This window comes from Pseudomonas sp. RIT-PI-o, from assembly GCF_001297215.1.
In the GTDB taxonomy this organism is placed as follows: domain Bacteria; phylum Pseudomonadota; class Gammaproteobacteria; order Pseudomonadales; family Pseudomonadaceae; genus Aquipseudomonas; species Aquipseudomonas moraviensis_A.
Window position 1 is genome coordinate 1 of record NZ_LHPA01000023.1, and the last position, 18,100, is coordinate 18,100.

The following is an 18,100-nucleotide window of genomic DNA, read 5'->3' on the forward strand; positions in this document are numbered from 1 at the left end:
CGGGCGCGCCCCCCGCGCGTGGCCAGGGGCGCGGTGAGGCGGGGGCGGTGTGGGGGGGGGGGGCTTTCCCCCCGCGGGGTGGGGACGCCCCCACAACTGGGCGGCGCCTCCCCCCCGGGGGGAGACGCCCCCCCCTCGCCACAAGGTCTACCACCTTGAGCGACTATGATTAGACACTGGAGCAGCCTCGGCTGCTCTTTTGCTTTGTGAGAGAACACCCATGACCGCCGCCAAAACCCGCATTCTAGAGCTGCGCGCTGAGCTGGATCAGCACAACTATCGCTACCATGTTCTCGACGAACCGAGCATTCCGGACGCCGAGTACGACCGCTTGTTCCACGAGCTCAAGGCACTGGAAGCAGCCAACCCGGAACTGATCACCAGCGACTCGCCGACCCAGCGCGTCGGCAGCATGGCGCTGACTGCGTTCACTCAGGTGCGTCACGAAATCCCGATGCTCAGCCTCGGCAACGCCTTCGAAGAATCCGACATGCGCGAGTTCGATCGTCGCGTCAACGAAGGTCTCGACGTGCCGGCCGGCGATCTGTTCGGTGGTGGCGCGGCGGTGGAATACAGCTGCGAGCCGAAGCTCGATGGCCTGGCGGTCAGCCTGCTGTATCAGGACGGTCTGCTGGTACGTGGCGCCACTCGAGGCGATGGCACCACTGGCGAAGACATCAGTGTCAACGTGCGCACCGTGCGCAACATTCCTCTGAAGCTGCACGGCGACGGCTGGCCGGCGACGCTGGAAGTGCGCGGTGAAGTGTTCATGTCCAAGGCCGGTTTCGAACGGCTCAACGCCTCGCAACTGGAGATCGGCGGCAAGACCTTCGCCAACCCGCGCAACGCTGCTGCGGGCAGTCTGCGCCAGCTCGATTCGAAGATCACCGCCAACCGGCCGCTGGAATTCTGCTGCTACGGCATCGGTCAGGTGTCCCACGACATTTCCGACACCCACATCGGCAACCTCAAGCAGTTGCAGAAGTGGGGCATGCCGATCAGTCACGAACTGAAGCTGGCCAAGGGCATCGACGAGTGCCTGGAGTACTACCACGACATCGGCGCACGGCGTAATGCACTCGCTTATGAAATCGACGGCGTGGTGTTCAAGGTCAACAGCATTGCCGACCAGCGCGAGCTGGGCTTCCGCGCCCGCGAACCGCGCTGGGCGATCGCGCATAAATTCCCGGCGATGGAAGAACTCACCGAGCTGCTCGACGTTGAATTCCAGGTCGGCCGCACCGGTGCGGTGACTCCGGTGGCGCGTCTGAAACCGGTTAAAGTCGCCGGCGTCACCGTGGCCAACGCCACATTGCACAATATGGACGAAGTGGCGCGACTGGGCCTGATGATCGGCGACACGGTGATCATTCGCCGCGCCGGCGATGTGATTCCGCAAGTGGTGCAGGTGGTCACCGAGCGTCGTCCTGATAACGCGCGCCCGGTCGCCATCCCTGAAAGCTGCCCGGTGTGCGGCTCGCATGTCGAACGCACGCAACTGGTCAAGCGCAGCAAGGGCAAGGAAACCTTCAGCGAAGGCGCGGTGTATCGCTGCGTCGGCCGGTTGGCCTGTGGCGCGCAACTCAAGCAGGCGATCATTCACTTCGTTTCACGCCGGGCCATGGACATCGAAGGTCTGGGCGACAAGAGCGTCGAGCAACTGGTCGACGAAGGTCTGGTCAGTTCGCCAGCCGATCTGTATGCCCTGAAGTTCGATGACATCGTCGATTTGGAAGGCTTTGCCGAAGTCTCGAGCAACAAGCTGCTGAAAGCCATCGAAGACAGCAAGCAACCGAGCCTGGCACGTTTCATCTACGCCCTCGGCATTCCCGATGTCGGCGAAGAAACAGCCAAGGTGCTGGCACGTTCTCTGGGTTCGCTGGAGCGCGTGCAACAGGCCTTGCCGCACGTCCTGACCTACCTGCCGGATGTCGGTCTGGAAGTGGCGCACGAGATTCACAGCTTCTTCGAGGATGCGCACAACCAGCAGGTCATCGGCGAACTGCTCGGCCACGGTTTGCAGATTCAGGACCAAGGGGAGTTGGGCGCGGAGTTCGCCGCCAGTACCACGCTGGGCGGCTTGCTCGACAAGCTGCACATTCCTTTCGTCGGCCCCGGTGGTGCACAGAAACTGGCAGACCGCTTTGGATCGCTGGAAGCGGTGATGAACGCTGACTGGCTGGACATGCGTCAGGCGCTGCCGGAGAAGCAGGCCAACTCGGTGCGCGAGTTCTTCGCCTCGCCCGAGAGTCGCCAACTCGCCGAGCAGTCTGAGCAACAACTGCGCAATTTCGGCATGCATTGGCAGAGCGAGAAGAAAGTCGTTGAAGGTTTGCCATTGTCCGGCGAAACCTGGGTGCTGACCGGCAAGGTCGAACTGATGAGCCGGGATGTGGCCAAGGATCATCTGGAAAGCCTTGGTGCCAAGGTTGCCGGTTCCGTGTCGGCGAAAACCCATTGCGTGGTCGCAGGCCCCGGTGCCGGCTCGAAACTGACCAAGGCCAATGAACTCGGGGTCAAGGTCATGGACGAAGAAGCGTTTATCGCCTTCCTCAAAACCCACGGCGTCACCGTGTAAGGGATGCGCCGCTCTTGTGGCGAGGTGATCGGGTAGCGCGCGGTATTCGGGAACGATGTTGTCTTGAGGATGATCTAGTCTTGGCCAGTCCCAGGGAGAGATCGCCATGCACCGCTTTTTCGAGCAGCTCAGTTCCCGCATCATCGCGCCGTTCGTGGCCGGATCCTCACGCAACAGCAAAGTCTGGCCGTGCCGTTGCGGCCAGTCGCTGTTCTTTCGCAACAGTCAGTGCCTGGCCTGTAACGCCTTGCTCGGTTATCAACCTGAACAAAGTCGCCTGACCTCGCTGCAGCCTGGGCCGGAAGAGGGCACCTGGACACTCGACGTCGATCCCGACGCCGGCCTGTTCCGCCGCTGCGCCAACCTCGACATGCCCGCCGCCTGCAACTGGCTGCTGCCGGCCAACGATCACGACACCTTGTGCATCGCTTGCAGCCTCAACCGCACCATTCCCGACCTGTCCGTCCCGGAAAACCCCGAGCGCTGGCGCAAGGTCGAGATCGCCAAGCGTCGACTGGTCGCGCAATTGATCACCCTCGGCCTGCCGGTGATCGCGAAAACCGTGGTTGAAGAAACCGGGCTGGCGTTCGACTTCATCGGAGTCGACCTGCAAGGCAACGCACCAATGACCGGTCATGCCAACGGTCTGATCACTCTCGACATCCAGGAAGCCGACGATGCCCATCGCGAGCAGGTCAGGGCGCAGATGCACGAGCCCTATCGCACGCTGCTCGGGCATTTTCGCCATGAGGTCGGGCACTATTACTGGGATCGCCTGATCGCCAACGGCCCTTGGCTCGGCGCATTCCGCAACCTGTTCGGCGACGAGCGCGCCAGTTACGCCGAGGCGCTGGACCGGCATTATCAGCAAGGCGCACCGCTGGACTGGCCGCAGCATTACGTCAGTGCCTACGCGACCATGCACCCATGGGAAGACTGGGCGGAAACCTGGGCGCATTACCTGCACATGATGGACGCCGTAGACACTGCGCTGGGTTTCGGCATGAGCGCGCGGGAAATGGACTTCGATTACCAGCCGTTTCCGACCAGCACCCTGTACGACCCGGAGCACCCCGGCGGGAGCGCGTTCCTGTCATTCGTCAACGCATGGATCGAACTGGCCGGCATGCTCAACGAACTGTCGCGCAGCATGGGCCAGCCGGATTTCTATCCGTTCGTACTGCCGGCCGCGGCGATCGCCAAGCTGCACTTCATTCATCTGGTGATCCAGCAGGCGGGCGGTCGTGCAGACGAAGTTCTGGCCCTGTAGGAGCTGCCGAAGGCTGCGATCTTTATGTCCTTGAACCCGTTCATGTTTTTAATCTGCAACCAACGGTTGTAACTTCATCTCAGACAGGTACAATGGCGCGGCTCGCCGACAGGCAAGCGTCGTTATGGTGACCCCATCGGTCCCCCCGCAACGATTACCCGTGAACCTGGTCAGATCCGGAAGGAAGCAGCCACAGCGGGAACATTGTGTGCCGGGGTGTGGCTGGTGGGGGCACCACCTTAACGAACCATCGAAGGCTTCAGACAGAACTGCATGGGTTTCGCCCACTGCGGTTTTTTTATGCCTGTGATTTGGCTTTTGGCGTTGATCCGCTATCAGAAACGCTCAGATCAGCAGCGCAGCGTCCCGTTGGCCGTGCGGCTGTCGAAGCTGAACAGTGGCATACTCCCTCGCCTGGCATCGAGAGGTAAGGCAAGTGGGTGAAATTGACGATCTGACTCGGGAAAAACTGCGCGAATGGCAGTTGCGTCGTCTGGAAGTCAAGGAACAGATGCGGGAACAGCCCGAGCGAACCCTGGAGCTGTCGCGCTTGCTCGACCTGATGGATGAAGAGCACGCCGCGATTCTGGCGGCTTCGACCGTGTTCAACGCGGTCGAAGAAACGGCGCAGCCGGTCGCGGTGCAGGACCAGCCCGCCGCTGAACCGAGGGCCGGCCAGTACGACCTGCAATTGCACGCCAGCGCTCAAAGCCCTGAACACTTGCGCAAACTGCTCGAAATGGCGCTCTACGAAGTGCAGGCACAGATCGATGCGGACTCGATGACTGACTGCGCAGCTCGACGCGGCATGTCCGGCACGCTGGGCGACTACTCCTTCGAGCTGCGGATCCACCCCGAGGCCGGCAGTGAGGGATGCTTGCCTCCCACCCATGAACTGCGCGACGAGAATGACCAGGACTGATCTGGTGTTGTGTCAAAGCCCAGGCGGCGAGGTTGTATGCACCCGGAACATTTTGATTTGGCCACCCCGGTACTTCTACCGATTACCCATGATGCATGTACGGCGTTGTTGCAGCCCGAGGGTGAAGCGGCACTGGCCGACCTGACTGACCCGGAACTGGCGGCGCTGCTGGTTATCCAGAACCTCGCCCAGGCCAAGGAACCGGATTTGAGCGCCAGCGCGGCAGAGAAAATTCTCGCCAGACTCATTGACTGGTCCGTCACCTCCCGGCGCTCTGGATCGACGGGACTGATTTCAGAGGCGCGGCGATTGTTCGATTCGCGCAAACTGTATTTCGGCCTCAATGCGCTCAAAGGCCTGAACCTGCGGTTTCTCATGGCTGACGAAGTCACTGCGCAGGAATACCTGCTGCCCGACGGGCAATGGGATGTCGAGTACAAGATTCGCCATCAGAAACAGAACAACCCGTTCAGTCAGCAAATGGTCACACCTCGCGAGCGTGAGCACTGGTTAAGCGCCGCGCAGGACAAGCTGCTGCGGACCTTTCGCGCCAATCTCGACGAAGACCTGCACGTGCAGGGCTATGCGGGCATCGGCAAGAGTTACATGCTCAGTGCGCTGATCGAATGCCTGCGCTCGAAACGCACCCTGGTGCTGGCACGCACCCCGGCGAAACTGGCGACGTTGCGCAAACACATCACGCAAGTGCACAACACCGAGATCGGTCAGACTTTTTTCGACTTTGCCCAGGCCCAGTTGCTTGGCCCACGGATGCACAGGGCCGGGACGCCAGCACGGATCCCGAGCAAGCAGGCGCTGGCGCAGGAACTGAATATCTTCGGCTTTCGCCACCATGATGGGCCGGGCACGCTTGAGGTCTGTCTGCGCGTGCTGGAGCTGTATTGCGCGTCAAGAGACCACACGCTGTCCGCCAGGCATCTGCCCCATTTCCAGCAGCCCTTGACCGCCGCAGACTCGCAGGCGCTGCTGGAGTATTCCAGTCGCCTGTGGGTGTATCTGGAGGCCAACCCGGCCTGGGCCAGCCAGAGCGGTTTTCAGACGTTGTTGATGATCAAGCGCGCCAGTTTGGCCGGTTGCCGCGTCCCGCCGCGATACACCCATGTGATCATCGACGAAAGCCAGGATGTGCCGGCGTCGCTGCTGCAGATCATCGAGCGCGGGCAGCAGGTGCTGATCACCCTCGGCGATGAATATCAGCAGGCCAAGGGCGAGCCGCTCAAGCGCAAGCGTGAGGTCCGCCAGAGTGATATCTGCTATTCGGTGCGCTCGGGACGCAACGTCGAGCGCCTGGTCAACCCGCTGATTTCGCGCCACACGCAGAAGAGCAAAGTGCCGTTTGAAGGTGCTCGCCATGCGGACGTCGATATCGAGTACTACCCGCAGGCCTTCGTGCCGCCGGAGGGTTGCGTGGTGCTGACTGCGTCACCGTGGGACACGATGATGTGGGCCATCCACCTGCATGATTCCAGTTGCGCCTTTAGTTTTCCCGACAGGGAAGCGCAGGACGACATCAAGCATTTCATGACCACCGCCATCGAGCTGTTCCGCCGCGATTTCTACAGCGCCGGGTCCAGCGAGAAAGGGCCGCACCCGTTTTTCAGCGACATGGCCGACTGGCAGCAGGTGCGTGAGACCCATCGTTTCGACGAGGCGTTTTTGTGGATCGAAGCGCAACTGCAAGAAGGCTTCATGATTGCCGACCTGACTCGACTGAGCCAGAAGATCATCGAGCCGGGCAAGGCCTGCCTGTTGATGATGGCCGAGCGGGCCGGCGGCATGGAGTTCAAACGGGTGCTGTTGACGCGGGCCTTGCTCAGCAATGAGAAATTCAAGGACGCCTATGAGTTCGATCAGCGCATCTGTGCCGTCTACATCGCCATCTCCCGCGCCCGACAACAGCTGTACCTGCCTTACGACGTGGTCGAGTGGATCGACTTTCACGATTACCAGAAATTCCGCGAATCGCACGGCTATTGATATCCCCCTGTAGGAGTGAGCCTGCTCGCGATAGCGTCCGGCCAGCCAATCATCATTTGACTGATACACCGCTATCGCGAGCAGGCTCACTCCTACAGGGTTATGGGGTGTGTTCGGAGGTGCCGGTGTAGAGCCGGATGATCTCGTCTATCTCGCCGGACATTTTCATCCGCAGCAACGTGCGCAGAATCCGCTGCACCGGCACCTTCGGGTCGTTCCTCACATAGCAGCCGATATGCTGTTCCTGCAGCACCGCGACCCCTCGCAACTGCTGCTCCGGCAGCAGGCGCTGATTGATCCAGTCCAGCGTCCACTGATTGCTCACCGCGTAGCGATAACGGCCGGCGAGGAGCTTTTCCAGCACCTGTTCCTGATTGCGCGCGTCTTCGCGTTGCAACCGGTCGGCGTCGAACAGTGATTGCAGGGTCGGGTAGCTGTAACCGAGGACGGTGCCGATGGCCTGTCGCGGCAGATCGGCGGGATTGATCTGCGCCGATTGATCTTCGCGGCTGACAAGCAGGTCGCGCTGAAACCACAGCGGCACGCTCCAGATGTAATCGCCGGACTGATTCGGCAGCCACGACTGTGCGGCATAGCAGCGCACGTCGATGTCGCCGTGTTCCATGGCGCTCTGGACCCGCGCGCGCGGCAGGACGATGAACTGCGCCGGCGCGCCGACCTGGGTCGCCAGGCTGAGGAGGATGTCGTGCAGGATGCCTTGGGTCGGCCTGCCGCTTTCCAGTTGCACCATTGGCATCGCCCAGCTGTCCGGCACGGCGAAGCGCAACGGCGCTTGCGCTGCCATCGCGTTGAGGCTGATTCCCAGCAATGCCCCCAGGGCCCACCGCATAAACGCTCCGGTCATTCGCCGTCCCGAGCCGATAAAAGCCTCTGCTGATGCAGCTTAGCCATATTAGACGAGGACACCGGATGCAATTTTGCCCTTGCTCCGCTAGCATTAGCCGCTTCTGCTTCCTTCGCTGCGACGGTTTTCGATGAGTTATCAGGTTCTTGCACGTAAATGGCGTCCGCGCTCGTTCCGCGAAATGGTCGGCCAGACCCATGTGCTCAAGGCTCTGATCAATGCCTTGGACAGCCAGCGGCTGCACCACGCCTATCTGTTCACCGGGACGCGCGGGGTCGGCAAGACCACCATCGCGCGGATCATTGCCAAGTGCCTGAACTGCGAGACCGGTATCACCTCCAGCCCCTGCGGCGAATGTTCGGTGTGCCGCGAGATCGACGAAGGCCGTTTCGTCGACCTGATCGAGATCGACGCCGCCAGCCGCACCAAGGTCGAAGACACCCGCGAACTGCTCGACAACGTGCAGTACGCGCCAAGCCGTGGGCGCTTCAAGGTCTACCTGATCGACGAAGTGCACATGCTTTCCAGCCATTCCTTCAATGCGCTGCTGAAAACCCTTGAAGAGCCGCCGCCCTACGTCAAGTTCATCCTGGCGACCACCGATCCGCAGAAGCTTCCGGCAACGATTCTTTCGCGCTGCCTGCAGTTCTCCCTGAAGAACATGACGCCCGAGCGTGTGGTCGAGCATTTGACCCACGTGCTCACGGCGGAAAACGTACCGTTTGAAGACGATGCACTGTGGCTGCTTGGCCGCGCTGCTGACGGCTCGATGCGCGACGCCATGAGCCTGACCGATCAGGCCATTGCCTTCGGCGAAGGCAAGGTGCTGGCTACTGACGTACGGGCGATGCTCGGCACCCTGGATCACGGTCAGGTCTACGACGTCCTGCATTCATTGATCGAGGGTGACGCCAAGGCGCTGCTCGAAGCCGTGCGGCATCTGGCCGAGCAAGGTCCGGACTGGAACGGCGTGCTCTCGGAAATTCTCAACGTGCTGCACCGTGTGGCCATCGCTCAGGCGCTGCCGGAAGGCGTCGACAACGGCCACGGCGACCGTGATCGGGTGTTGGCTTTGGCCCAAGCGTTGCCGGCCGAGGACGTGCAGTTCTATTACCAGATGGGCCTGATTGGCCGCCGCGACTTGCCGCTGGCGCCGGACCCGCGTGGCGGCTTCGAGATGGTCCTGCTGCGAATGCTGGCGTTCCGACCGGCGGATACGGCGGACGCGCCGAGGCAACCGCTAAAGCCAGTGGGGATCAGCCAGGCCACAGTTGATTCCGCAAACTCCGTGGCTGCCGCGCCGAAGCCTGCGCCGGTGGTCGCTGCGGTTGTTGCGCCAGCGCCCGTGGCTGAGCCTGCGCCGGTAACCGCGCCGACTGCCGAGCCGGAACCTGTTGCGCCGGTTGTCGAAGCGCAACCGGAGCCTGAGCCGGTCGCCGTCGAAGCCGTGGTCGATCTGCCGTGGAACGACCCGGTTGAAGCCGAGCCCGAGCCTGAGCCGGCGCCGGCACAGCAACCTGCCGTCGAGCCGGTGCTGGAAACCGCTGGCGAACAGCCCGAGCTGCCGCCAATGCCGTTGCCACCCCCGGACAGCGTGGTGCCGGCCGCGCCGGAGTGGGCCGCCGCGCCGATTCCCGAGCCGTCCGTCGCTGGCGTCGAGGCCGCCCCGCCAGGCATGGACATGGGCGGCGAACCGCCGCTGGACGAGGACTACATCGAGCCGGACATGGATTCGGCCTACAGCTATCTCGACGAACTGGCCAGCGAACACGCCGCCGATCCCGAACCTGAGCCCGAGCCGGAACCTGCCGCCGCGCCGGCAACCGGTCTGGCCCTTCAGTGGCTGGAGCTCTTCCCGAAACTGCCGATTTCCGGCATGACCGGCAGCATCGCCGCCAACTGCACCTTGATTGCGGTCGACGGCGATCACTGGCTGATGCACCTTGATCCGGCTCACAGCGCACTGTTCAACACTACGCAACAGCGTCGTCTCAACGACGCGTTGAACCAGTTCCACGGGCGCACGCTGACGCTGACCATCGAGCTGATCAAACCCGAACAGGAAACCCCGGCCCAGGCCGCCTCCCGTCGCCGCGCCAATCGGCAGCGCGAGGCGGAGGAATCGATCCATGGTGATCCGTTCATCCAGCAGATGGTTCAGCAGTTCGGTGCGGTGGTGCGAAGCGATACTATTGAACCTGTCGACGCCTTGGTCACCCAAGGCTAATAACTGAAGGCGCTCGGCCGCGATGGCCGGGCGCTGTTTTATCCAAGTACGTTTGAGGTGATTCCCATGATGAAAGGTGGCATGGCCGGCCTGATGAAGCAGGCGCAGCAGATGCAGGAAAAAATGGCCAAGATGCAGGAAGAACTGGCCAACGCCGAAGTCACCGGCAAGGCCGGCGGCGACATGGTCACCGTGGTGATGACCGGTCGTCACGACGTCAAGAGCGTGAGCATCGACCCGAGCCTGGTTGAAGGCCTGAGCGAAGACGACAAAGAGATGCTGGAAGCCGTGGTCGCCGCCGCCGTCAACGACGCCGTGCGCAAGATCGAAGCCAACAGCCAGGAAAAAATGGGCAGCATGACCGCCGGCATGACCCTGCCAGCGGGTATGAAACTGCCGTTCTGATTCGCCACTGCGCGGCAGATGAGCTACACAAAATGCCAGGCATCGCGCCTGGCATTTTTGTTTCTGCATGATGGGCATGTGCCGGCAGGACTGGCGCTTTCGCGAGCAGGCTCGCTCCCACACTTGGAAATGCAATCCCTGTGGGAGCGAGCCTGCTCGCGAAGGGCGCGCCTGGGTCAAAACTGAAGAAACATCGAACACACCACCGCCACAAAGGTCTGCTCCCTATACACCGAATTCCCCATTCACAGGAGACGCTGACATGTCCGACCCTCTCACCCTCAACCAACGCTTCGTCCTTGCCTCGCGCCCGACCGGTGCGCCGACTCCGGAAAACTTCCGTCTCGAGCGCGAGGCTTTGCCGGATCTGCAGGACGGTCAGGTCTTGCTGAAAACCCTGTACCTGTCGCTCGATCCGTACATGCGCGGACGCATGAGCGATGCACCGTCCTACGCCGCACCCGTGCAGATCGGCGAAGTCATGACCGGTGGCGCGGTCAGCCGGGTCGAGCAATCCAATCATCCAAAATTCCACACCGGCGATCTGGTAGTGGGTGCGACTGGCTGGCAGAGCCACAGCATCAGCGACGGCCGCAACATCATGCCGATTCCTGCCGGTCTGCCGAGTCCGTCGATGGCTCTCGGGGTGCTGGGCATGCCGGGCATGACCGCGTACATGGGCCTGATGGACATCGGTCAGCCGAAAGAAGGCGAAACCCTCGTGGTGGCCGCTGCGTCCGGCGCCGTCGGCTCGGTGGTCGGGCAAGTGGCGAAGATCAAAGGCCTGCGTGCAGTTGGCGTGGCTGGCGGTGCCGAGAAGTGCAAATACGTGGTCGAGGAGTTGGGTTTTGATGCCTGCATCGACCACAAGGCCGACGACTTCGCTGAGCAACTGGCCAAGGCCTGTCCCAACGGTATCGACATCTACTACGAGAATGTCGGCGGCCATGTATTCGACGCGGTCGTGCCATTGCTCAACCCCAAGGCGCGCATCCCGTTGTGCGGTCTGATCGCCGGCTACAACGCCGCCGAGGCACCCACCGGCCCGGATCGCCTGCCCATGCTGCAACGCACGCTACTGACCAAGCGTGTGCGCATTCAGGGCTTTATCGTCTTCGATGACTACGGTGATCGTCAGCCGGAATTCATCAGCCACATGGTGCCGTGGGTACGCGACGGCAAGGTGAAATTCCGCGAGGACGTGGTCGAAGGCCTGGAGCAGGCGCCCGAGGCGTTCATCGGTCTGCTGGAAGGGCGCAACTTCGGCAAACTGGTGGTCCGGGTCGCCCAGGACTGAGGATTTGACGCTGGCCAGAGGCGCGGGTATAAACCGCGTCTCGTTGTTTAGTCGGACTGTTTACCCATGAGCTTCAGCCCTTTGATTCGCCAACTGATCGACGCCCTGCGCACCTTGCCAGGCGTGGGTCAGAAAACCGCTCAGCGCATGGCGTTGCAGTTGCTCGAACGTGATCGCAGCGGTGGCACTCGTCTGGCGCAGGCCTTGAGCCAGGCCATGGAAGGCGTTGGCCACTGCCGCCAGTGCCGCACGCTGACCGAAGACGATCTGTGCCCGCAATGCGCCGACCCACGCCGTGATGACACGCTGCTCTGCGTGGTCGAAGGTCCGATGGATGTCTATGCGGTGGAGCAGACCGGATTCCGTGGCCGCTATTTTGTTCTCAAGGGGCATTTGTCGCCGCTCGATGGTTTGGGGCCGGAGGCGATCGGCATTCCGCAATTGATGGCGCGGATTGAAGAGGCGGGGACGTTTACCGAAGTCATTCTCGCCACCAACCCGACGGTCGAAGGCGAGGCCACCGCCCATTACATTGCGCAGTTGTTGCAGAACAAAGGTCTGATCGCCTCGCGGATTGCCCACGGCGTACCGCTGGGCGGTGAGCTGGAGCTGGTTGATGGCGGCACGCTGGCGCATTCGTTTGCCGGGCGTAAACCGATTTCCCTCTGATTATGCGGTGTCTGTTTTGACGCCTTCGCGAGCAGGCTCGCTCCCACATTGGTTTTGTGTCGTTTACAAATCCCCTGTGGGAGCGAGCCTGCTCGCGAATGGCGCGCCGCGGCCTATCTGATTCACACAATTTCATTGAAAACCAAGCAAGCGCTCGGTTAACGTCGGCGAACCCTTCCGTGGAGCTCGCCCATGCCTGCCTTTCAGGAATACTTCGACCCCAGTCACCAATTGGTCCGTGACAGCGTCAGACGTTTCGTCGAACGCGAGATCCTGCCGGACATCGATCAGTGGGAAGAAGCCGAAAGCTTTCCTCGCGAGCTTTACCTCAAGGCCGGAGCGGCGGGCATTCTCGGTATTGGTTATCCCGAAGCGCTCGGCGGTAGCCATGAAGGCGATCTGTTCGCCAAGGTCGCCGCCAGTGAGGAGTTGATGCGCTGTGGCTCTGGCGGCCTGGTAGCGGGCCTTGGCTCGCTGGATATCGGTCTGCCGCCGATCGTCAAATGGGCACGCCCGCAAGTCCGTGAGCGGGTCGTGCCGCAGGTGCTCAGTGGCGCGAAGATCAGCGCCTTGGCCGTGACCGAGCCCGGTGGCGGTTCCGACGTCGCCAACCTGCAAACACGCGCCGTGCGCGACGGCGATTGCTACCGGGTCACTGGCAGCAAAACCTTTATCACCAGCGGCGTGCGCGCGGATTTCTACACCGTCGCGGTGCGTACCGGTGCGCCGGGGTTTGGCGGCATCAGTTTGTTGCTGATCGAGAAGGGCACGCCAGGTTTCAGCGTCGGTCGGCAACTGAAGAAAATGGGTTGGTGGGCGTCGGATACCGCTGAATTGTTCTTCGACGATTGCCGCGTGCCTGTAGGCAATCTGATTGGCGCAGAGAACATGGGCTTCGCCTGCATCATGGGCAATTTTCAGAGCGAAAGGCTGGCGCTGGCGCTGATGGCCAACATGACCGCGCAATTGGCGCTGGAGGAGAGCCTGAAGTGGGCGCGCGAGCGTGAAGCGTTCGGCAAACCCATCGGCAAGTTTCAGGTGATCAAGCATCGCCTCGCCGAAATGGCCACAGCGCTGGAAGTGTCGCGGGAGTTCACTTACCGGCAAGCGGCGAAGATGGCGGCGGGGCAGAGTGTGATCAAGGAAATTTCCATGGCGAAAAACTTCGCCACCGACACCTCGGACCGGATTACGACGGAGGCGGTGCAGATTCTTGGCGGGCTCGGTTATATGCGCGAAAGCCTGGTGGAACGGCTGTACCGGGATAACCGCATCCTGTCGATTGGTGGCGGGACGCGGGAGGTGATGAATGAAATCATCAGCAAGCAGATGGGGCTTTAAAGTCAAAAGATCGCAGCCTTCGGCAGCTCCTACAGGGAAACGCACATCCCAATGTAGGAGCTGCCGAAGGCTGCGATCTTTTGCTCTTGATTATTTATCAGTCAACGCAAACTGCGTCAGGCAGAAAGTCGGGATGCCCATATCCTCAAGACGCTGCGAACCTTGCAGCTCCGGCAAATCAATGATCGCCGCGGCCTCATGCACCCGTGCGCCCATGCGGCGAATCAGGTTGGCCGCCGCGATCAGCGTGCCGCCAGTGGCGATCAGGTCATCGAACATCACCACCGAATCGCCTTCGCACAGGCTGTCGGCGTGCACTTCCAGAAACGCTTCGCCGTACTCGGTGGCGTAACCTTCGGCGAGCACGTCCGCCGGCAGTTTGCCTTGCTTGCGGAACAGCACCAGCGGTTTGTTCAACTGATAGGCCAATACCGAACCGATCAGGAAACCCCTGGCGTCCATGGCGCCGATGTGGGTGAAGTCGGCTTCGACGTAGCGATGGGCGAAGCTGTCCATCACCAGGCGCAGGGCCGTAGGCGACTGGAACAACGGGGTGATGTCGCGAAAGATCACGCCCGGCTTGGGAAAGTCGATCACGGGGCGGATCAGGGATTTGATGTCGAAGGAGTCGAAGACCATCGGGGTGTCCTGGCAGGGCTGCAAACGGCGCAGTATACCCGCGGCTGAAACGATTCGCTCAACCGCGGGTCGTGATCAGCCTTCGATCGAACCGCCGGCCAGCGCGCACAGCTGGATCGGATCGAGAATGTGGATCTCCTTGCCCTCGGCGGCAATCAGCTCGTTCTGCTGGAAGCGCGTGAACACCCGCGACACGGTTTCCACCGCCAGACCCAGGTAATTGCCGATTTCATTGCGCGACATGCTCAGGCGGAACTGGTTGGCCGAGAAGCCGCGAGCGCGGAAGCGTGCTGACAGGTTGACCAGGAAGGTGGCGATGCGCTCGTCAGCGGTCTTTTTCGACAGCAGCAGCATCATTTGCTGGTCGTCGCGGATCTCGCGGCTCATCACCCGCATCAACTGGCGGCGCAGTTGCGGCAATTGCAGGGCCAGTTCGTCGAGGCGTTCGAAGGGGATTTCGCAGACCGAAGTGGTTTCCAGCGCCTGGGCTGACACCGGGTGTTTCTCGGTGTCCATGCCCGACAGTCCAACCAGTTCGCTCGGCAGATGGAAACCAGTCAGTTGCTCTTCGCCGGCATCGCTCAGGCTGAAGGTTTTCAGGGCGCCGGAGCGAACTGCATAAACCGAATCGAAGGTGTCGCCCTGGCGAAACAGAAACTCGCCTTTCTTCAACGGGCGGCCGCGTTTAACGATTTCGTCGAGCGCATCCATGTCTTCCAGATTCAGAGAAAGTGGCAGGCAGAGCGGGGCCAGGCTGCAATCCTTGCAGTGGGCCTGGTTGTGAGCGCGCAGTTTGACTGGCTCGGACATTTCTTCAATCCTTGTGGGAAAACACACATAAGACGTAAGGGTAACCCACCCAAGGACATTCAGGCCAGCACGCGGCGAAGTTGTCCCACAGACATAAAGCCGCAGCACCGGCGGCCGATAAACAGCTATCAGCATTCATCCACGGAAGGTTCCGATGACCGCCATTGGCACGCTAGGCCCCGGTAGCAGCGGCGTTGCTGCCGCGCCGGAGTTAAACAATACCGACGCTGCGAGCGACCGCGACGACGACCTGTCGATAACGGCAAGCCCGACCTTGGTCGAGGGCGTCAAAGTGTCGCTGTCCGGTGCGGCCATCGCCAAGTCCGCCGCTGTCGGCGGCGAAAACAGCGACATCGACAACAGCGGCCTACCGGAGAACATCCAGCAATTGCTGAAGATGATCCGCAAAATCCAGAAAGAAATTATCGAAAAGAAAGCGCGGATGGCGGCGGTCATGTCCGACAAAACCCTCTCCAATGAAGAAAAGATCAACAAGCTCGCCGCATTGCGTGGAGCCATCGCCGCCCTCAACAGCGGCCTGATCACCGCCAACCTGGCTTTGTCGAAAGTGATGAACCAGTCGGCGCTGAGCCCTGATCAGAACCTCAAGGTCGGCTCGTTGCTGACCAAGCCTTAGATCACCCGCGAGAAACGCTGGCGGTTCTGCTGCTCAAGGTACGCATCGAAGACCATGCACACCGAGCGCACCAGCAATCGGCCCGCCGGCAACACCCCGATCCCGTCGCGATCAATCCTGATCAGGCCATCCTCGGCCATCCCCTGCAATTGCGGCCACAGCCCGCCGAAATAGCCCTGGAAGTCGACATTGAACTGCTGCTCGATTTCAGCGAACTCAAGTTCGAAATTACAGATCAGCTGCTGAATCACCGCGCGGCGCAAGCGATCGTCGGCGTTGCACACCAGGCCGCGACTGGTCGCCAGTTGCGCGCTGGCGAGGCTGTTCTGATAAGCAGCGAGGTCGCTGCTGTTCTGGCAGTACAAATCGCCAATCTGGCTGATCGCCGACACGCCCAGACCAATCAGATCGCAATGGCCGTGGGTGGTGTAACCCTGGAAGTTGCGTTGCAGGGTCTGTTCCTCCTGGGCAATTGCCAGATCGTCATCGGGCAGGGCGAAGTGGTCCATGCCGATGTAGCGGTAACCGGCAGCGATCAGTTGTTCGATGGTGCGCTGCAGCATCTCCAGCTTGTGCGCGGGGCTGGGCAATTCGCTGCTGTTGATCCGCCGTTGCGGCATGAAGCGCTCCGGGAGATGCGCGTAGTTGAACACCGAGAGGCGATCCGGTTGCAGGCTGATCACTTCGTCGACGGTGCGGGCGAAATTGTCTGGCGTCTGCTTCGGCAGGCCGTAGATCAGATCGATGTTGATCGAGCGAAATTGCAGGGTCCGCGCCGCGTCGATCACCGCGCGGGTTTCCTCCAGACTTTGCAGGCGATTGACCGCGCGCTGCACCGCCGGATCAAGATCCTGCAGACCGATGCTGACCCGGTTGAAACCCAATTCGCGCAGCAGGCCCATGGTTGACCAGTCGGCCTCGCGCGGGTCGATTTCGATGCCGTAATCACCGGAATCGTCATCGAGCAGATTGAAATGCTTGCGCAGGTGCGCCATCAGCTGGCGCAGTTCGTCGTGGCTGAGAAAGGTCGGCGTGCCGCCACCGAAATGCAGTTGCTCGACTTTTTGCGCCGGGTCGAGGTGGCAGGCGATCAACTGGATTTCCTGCTCGAGCCGTTGCAGATATGGCTGCGCGCGACCGCGATCCTTGGTGATGACCTTGTTGCAGGCGCAGTAGTAGCAAATGTTTGCGCAGAACGGCACATGCACGTATAGCGACAACGGCCGCTGGGCCTTGCGGCTGTCGCGCAGGGCGTGGAACAGGTCGAACGTGCCGACCTGCCCGTGAAATTGCACGGCAGTCGGGTACGAGGTGTAGCGTGGCCCCGCCAGATCGTAGCGGCGGATCAGATCAGAGTCCCAACGAATGGCGTCGAGCATGCGGGCATTCCCCCGGATAGGCTGGCAGTGTGGCGAGTCTATCGGGGTGCGGCGATGGGGCTGTTGATTTGCATCAACAGCACAAGGTCAAAAGATCGCAGCCTTCGGCAGCTCCTACCTTGGAATGCGACCTCCTGTAGGAGCTGCCGAAGGCTGCGATCTTTTGCTTTTAATGGCCCATGAGCCAATGCTGATGCGGGCCGGGGAGGGTCCATAAGCCGAACAGAATCACCAGCAAACCGCCGGCCATACGCACGCTGCGTTTGCGCAGGATCGCGGTGACCCGTTCAGCCGCCAGCCCGGTGGCGAGCAGCACCGGCCAGGTGCCGAGGCCAAACGCAAGCATCAACAGCGCACTGTCCAGCGCATTGCCCTGACTCGCGCTCCACAACAGCGTGCTGTAAACCAGTCCGCACGGCAGCCAGCCCCACAGCGCACCGAGCAGCAAGGCGCGCGGCAGGCTTGAAACCGGCAGCAAGCGGTTCGCCACCGGTTGAATGAAGCGCCACAAGCCACGCCCGAGCGCTTCGATACGGGTCAGCCCGCTCCACCAACCGGCCAGGTACAACCCCATGGAAATCAGCAGCAAGCCGGCCAGCACGCGCATGACCAGCGCCGCCGGGCTGTTGGCGACGGCCCAGCCGGCCAGGCCGATGAGCAATCCCGCCGTGGCGTAACTGAGAACCCGCCCGAGGTTGTAAGCCAGCAACAGGCGAAAGCGCCGGCTGCGCTGTTCCTTGGGGATCGCCAGGGTCAGCGCGCCCATCAGACCGCCGCACATGCCCAGGCAATGGCCGCCACCGAGCAGGCCGAGGATCAGTGCCGAAACCAGCAGGGGCGCCAGTTCAAGCATGGGGTGGCGCCTTGTCGTCCGGTTTGCCGGCGTTGGCTTCATCCACCGCGGCGGTGTGGTTGGGGTCCTGATCGTCAAAGAGGATGCTGTGCGCAGGGCCGTCGAGGTCGTCGTACTGACCGCTGTCCACCGCCCAGAAGAAGATGTACACGGCGATGGCGACGATCAGCAAGGCAGCGGGAATCATCACGTAGAGAGCTGGCATCGGTA

16 protein-coding genes and 1 other RNA gene are annotated in these 18,100 nt (G+C 61.6%); 11 read left to right on the forward strand and 6 right to left on the reverse strand.

Translation table 11 applies throughout. The features are described 5' to 3' along the window. The first annotated feature begins 220 nt into the window (after positions 1–220). The 5 genes from ligA (at position 221) to AEQ63_RS14085 (ending at position 6,768) form a co-directional block, all read left to right on the forward strand. On the forward strand, positions 221–2,578 hold the full coding sequence (gene ligA / locus AEQ63_RS14065; RefSeq protein ID WP_064363865.1) for an NAD-dependent DNA ligase LigA: 2,358 nt from the start codon (positions 221–223) through the stop codon (positions 2,576–2,578). Between the two features lie 106 nt (positions 2,579–2,684). Further along, entirely contained in the window at positions 2,685–3,848 is a 1,164-nt protein-coding gene (locus tag AEQ63_RS14070; protein ID WP_064363866.1) for a zinc-binding metallopeptidase family protein, read from the forward strand. 134 nt (positions 3,849–3,982) lie between these two features. After that, positions 3,983–4,079: signal recognition particle sRNA small type (ffs, locus tag AEQ63_RS14075), an RNA gene on the forward strand. A 205-nt stretch (positions 4,080–4,284) separates the two neighbouring features. Further along, positions 4,285–4,770, forward strand: coding sequence for a hypothetical protein (locus AEQ63_RS14080; RefSeq protein ID WP_065614970.1), 486 nt, complete (start codon positions 4,285–4,287; stop codon positions 4,768–4,770). 36 nt (positions 4,771–4,806) lie between these two features. After that, on the forward strand, positions 4,807–6,768 hold the full coding sequence (locus AEQ63_RS14085; RefSeq protein ID WP_064363867.1) for a hypothetical protein: 1,962 nt from the start codon (positions 4,807–4,809) through the stop codon (positions 6,766–6,768). Between the two features lie 100 nt (positions 6,769–6,868). Here the strand turns inward: AEQ63_RS14085 and AEQ63_RS14090 are convergent, their stop codons facing one another. Continuing rightward, the gene (locus AEQ63_RS14090) at positions 6,869–7,618 is read right to left on the reverse strand and encodes a substrate-binding periplasmic protein (RefSeq protein WP_064363868.1); all 750 of its coding nucleotides are present in this window, start codon (positions 7,616–7,618) and stop codon (positions 6,869–6,871) included. A gap of 145 nt (positions 7,619–7,763) precedes the next feature. Here AEQ63_RS14090 and dnaX point away from each other — a divergent pair, with 145 nt between their 5' ends. The 5 genes from dnaX (at position 7,764) to AEQ63_RS14115 (ending at position 13,572) form a co-directional block, all read left to right on the forward strand. Then, positions 7,764–9,860: a DNA polymerase III subunit gamma/tau gene (dnaX, locus tag AEQ63_RS14095; protein ID WP_064363869.1), complete on the forward strand. Its 2,097-nt coding sequence runs from the start codon at positions 7,764–7,766 to the stop codon at positions 9,858–9,860. A 66-nt stretch (positions 9,861–9,926) separates the two neighbouring features. Then, complete coding sequence (locus tag AEQ63_RS14100; RefSeq protein ID WP_064363870.1) at positions 9,927–10,265, forward strand: YbaB/EbfC family nucleoid-associated protein; 339 nt, start codon at positions 9,927–9,929, stop codon at positions 10,263–10,265. Between the two features lie 262 nt (positions 10,266–10,527). Further along, positions 10,528–11,562, forward strand: coding sequence for an NADP-dependent oxidoreductase (locus AEQ63_RS14105; RefSeq protein ID WP_016773860.1), 1,035 nt, complete (start codon positions 10,528–10,530; stop codon positions 11,560–11,562). 66 nt (positions 11,563–11,628) lie between these two features. Continuing rightward, entirely contained in the window at positions 11,629–12,231 is a 603-nt protein-coding gene (recR, locus tag AEQ63_RS14110) for a recombination mediator RecR (RefSeq protein WP_064363871.1), read from the forward strand. A gap of 192 nt (positions 12,232–12,423) precedes the next feature. Then, complete coding sequence (locus AEQ63_RS14115) at positions 12,424–13,572, forward strand: acyl-CoA dehydrogenase family protein (protein WP_042608424.1); 1,149 nt, start codon at positions 12,424–12,426, stop codon at positions 13,570–13,572. Between the two features lie 90 nt (positions 13,573–13,662). On the opposite strand, the gene AEQ63_RS14120 is transcribed toward AEQ63_RS14115, so the two are convergent. Both AEQ63_RS14120 and fnr read right to left on the reverse strand, forming a co-directional pair. Further along, on the reverse strand, positions 13,663–14,211 hold the full coding sequence (locus tag AEQ63_RS14120) for an adenine phosphoribosyltransferase (RefSeq protein WP_007918333.1): 549 nt from the start codon (positions 14,209–14,211) through the stop codon (positions 13,663–13,665). 75 nt (positions 14,212–14,286) lie between these two features. Beyond that, a complete protein-coding gene (fnr, locus tag AEQ63_RS14125; RefSeq protein WP_016773865.1) occupies positions 14,287–15,021 on the reverse strand; it encodes a fumarate/nitrate reduction transcriptional regulator Fnr in 735 nt (244 codons plus the stop codon). Between the two features lie 154 nt (positions 15,022–15,175). Here fnr and AEQ63_RS14130 point away from each other — a divergent pair, with 154 nt between their 5' ends. Further along, entirely contained in the window at positions 15,176–15,658 is a 483-nt protein-coding gene (locus tag AEQ63_RS14130; protein WP_064363872.1) for a hypothetical protein, read from the forward strand. Here the strand turns inward: AEQ63_RS14130 and hemN are convergent. From hemN to ccoS, 3 genes are all read right to left on the reverse strand, one after another. Further along, positions 15,655–17,037, reverse strand: coding sequence for an oxygen-independent coproporphyrinogen III oxidase (gene hemN, locus AEQ63_RS14135; protein WP_064363873.1), 1,383 nt, complete (start codon positions 17,035–17,037; stop codon positions 15,655–15,657). The two genes, AEQ63_RS14130 and hemN, sit on opposite strands and share 4 nt — an antisense overlap. A 169-nt stretch (positions 17,038–17,206) precedes the next feature. Then, complete coding sequence (locus AEQ63_RS14140; RefSeq protein ID WP_064363874.1) at positions 17,207–17,890, reverse strand: sulfite exporter TauE/SafE family protein; 684 nt, start codon at positions 17,888–17,890, stop codon at positions 17,207–17,209. Next, positions 17,883–18,095, reverse strand: a complete 213-nt coding sequence (gene ccoS, locus AEQ63_RS14145) for a cbb3-type cytochrome oxidase assembly protein CcoS (protein WP_039763029.1) — start codon at positions 18,093–18,095, stop codon at positions 17,883–17,885. The genes AEQ63_RS14140 and ccoS overlap by 8 nt, the downstream gene beginning before the upstream one ends. Positions 18,096–18,100 lie beyond the last annotated feature (5 nt).

Coding starts and splice junctions, on each gene's coding strand:
- ligA (WP_064363865.1), top strand. CDS start 221: ATGACCGCCGCCAAAACCCGCATTCTAGAGCTGCGCGCTGAGCTGGAT.
- ccoS (WP_039763029.1), bottom strand. CDS start 18,095: ATGCCAGCTCTCTACGTGATGATTCCCGCTGCCTTGCTGATCGTCGCC.
- hemN (WP_064363873.1), bottom strand. CDS start 17,037: ATGCTCGACGCCATTCGTTGGGACTCTGATCTGATCCGCCGCTACGAT.
- AEQ63_RS14085 (WP_064363867.1), top strand. CDS start 4,807: ATGCACCCGGAACATTTTGATTTGGCCACCCCGGTACTTCTACCGATT.
- recR (WP_064363871.1), top strand. CDS start 11,629: ATGAGCTTCAGCCCTTTGATTCGCCAACTGATCGACGCCCTGCGCACC.
- AEQ63_RS14120 (WP_007918333.1), bottom strand. CDS start 14,211: ATGGTCTTCGACTCCTTCGACATCAAATCCCTGATCCGCCCCGTGATC.
- AEQ63_RS14070 (WP_064363866.1), top strand. CDS start 2,685: ATGCACCGCTTTTTCGAGCAGCTCAGTTCCCGCATCATCGCGCCGTTC.
- fnr (WP_016773865.1), bottom strand. CDS start 15,021: ATGTCCGAGCCAGTCAAACTGCGCGCTCACAACCAGGCCCACTGCAAG.
- AEQ63_RS14100 (WP_064363870.1), top strand. CDS start 9,927: ATGATGAAAGGTGGCATGGCCGGCCTGATGAAGCAGGCGCAGCAGATG.
- AEQ63_RS14140 (WP_064363874.1), bottom strand. CDS start 17,890: ATGCTTGAACTGGCGCCCCTGCTGGTTTCGGCACTGATCCTCGGCCTG.
- dnaX (WP_064363869.1), top strand. CDS start 7,764: ATGAGTTATCAGGTTCTTGCACGTAAATGGCGTCCGCGCTCGTTCCGC.
- AEQ63_RS14115 (WP_042608424.1), top strand. CDS start 12,424: ATGCCTGCCTTTCAGGAATACTTCGACCCCAGTCACCAATTGGTCCGT.
- AEQ63_RS14130 (WP_064363872.1), top strand. CDS start 15,176: ATGACCGCCATTGGCACGCTAGGCCCCGGTAGCAGCGGCGTTGCTGCC.
- AEQ63_RS14105 (WP_016773860.1), top strand. CDS start 10,528: ATGTCCGACCCTCTCACCCTCAACCAACGCTTCGTCCTTGCCTCGCGC.
- AEQ63_RS14090 (WP_064363868.1), bottom strand. CDS start 7,618: ATGCGGTGGGCCCTGGGGGCATTGCTGGGAATCAGCCTCAACGCGATG.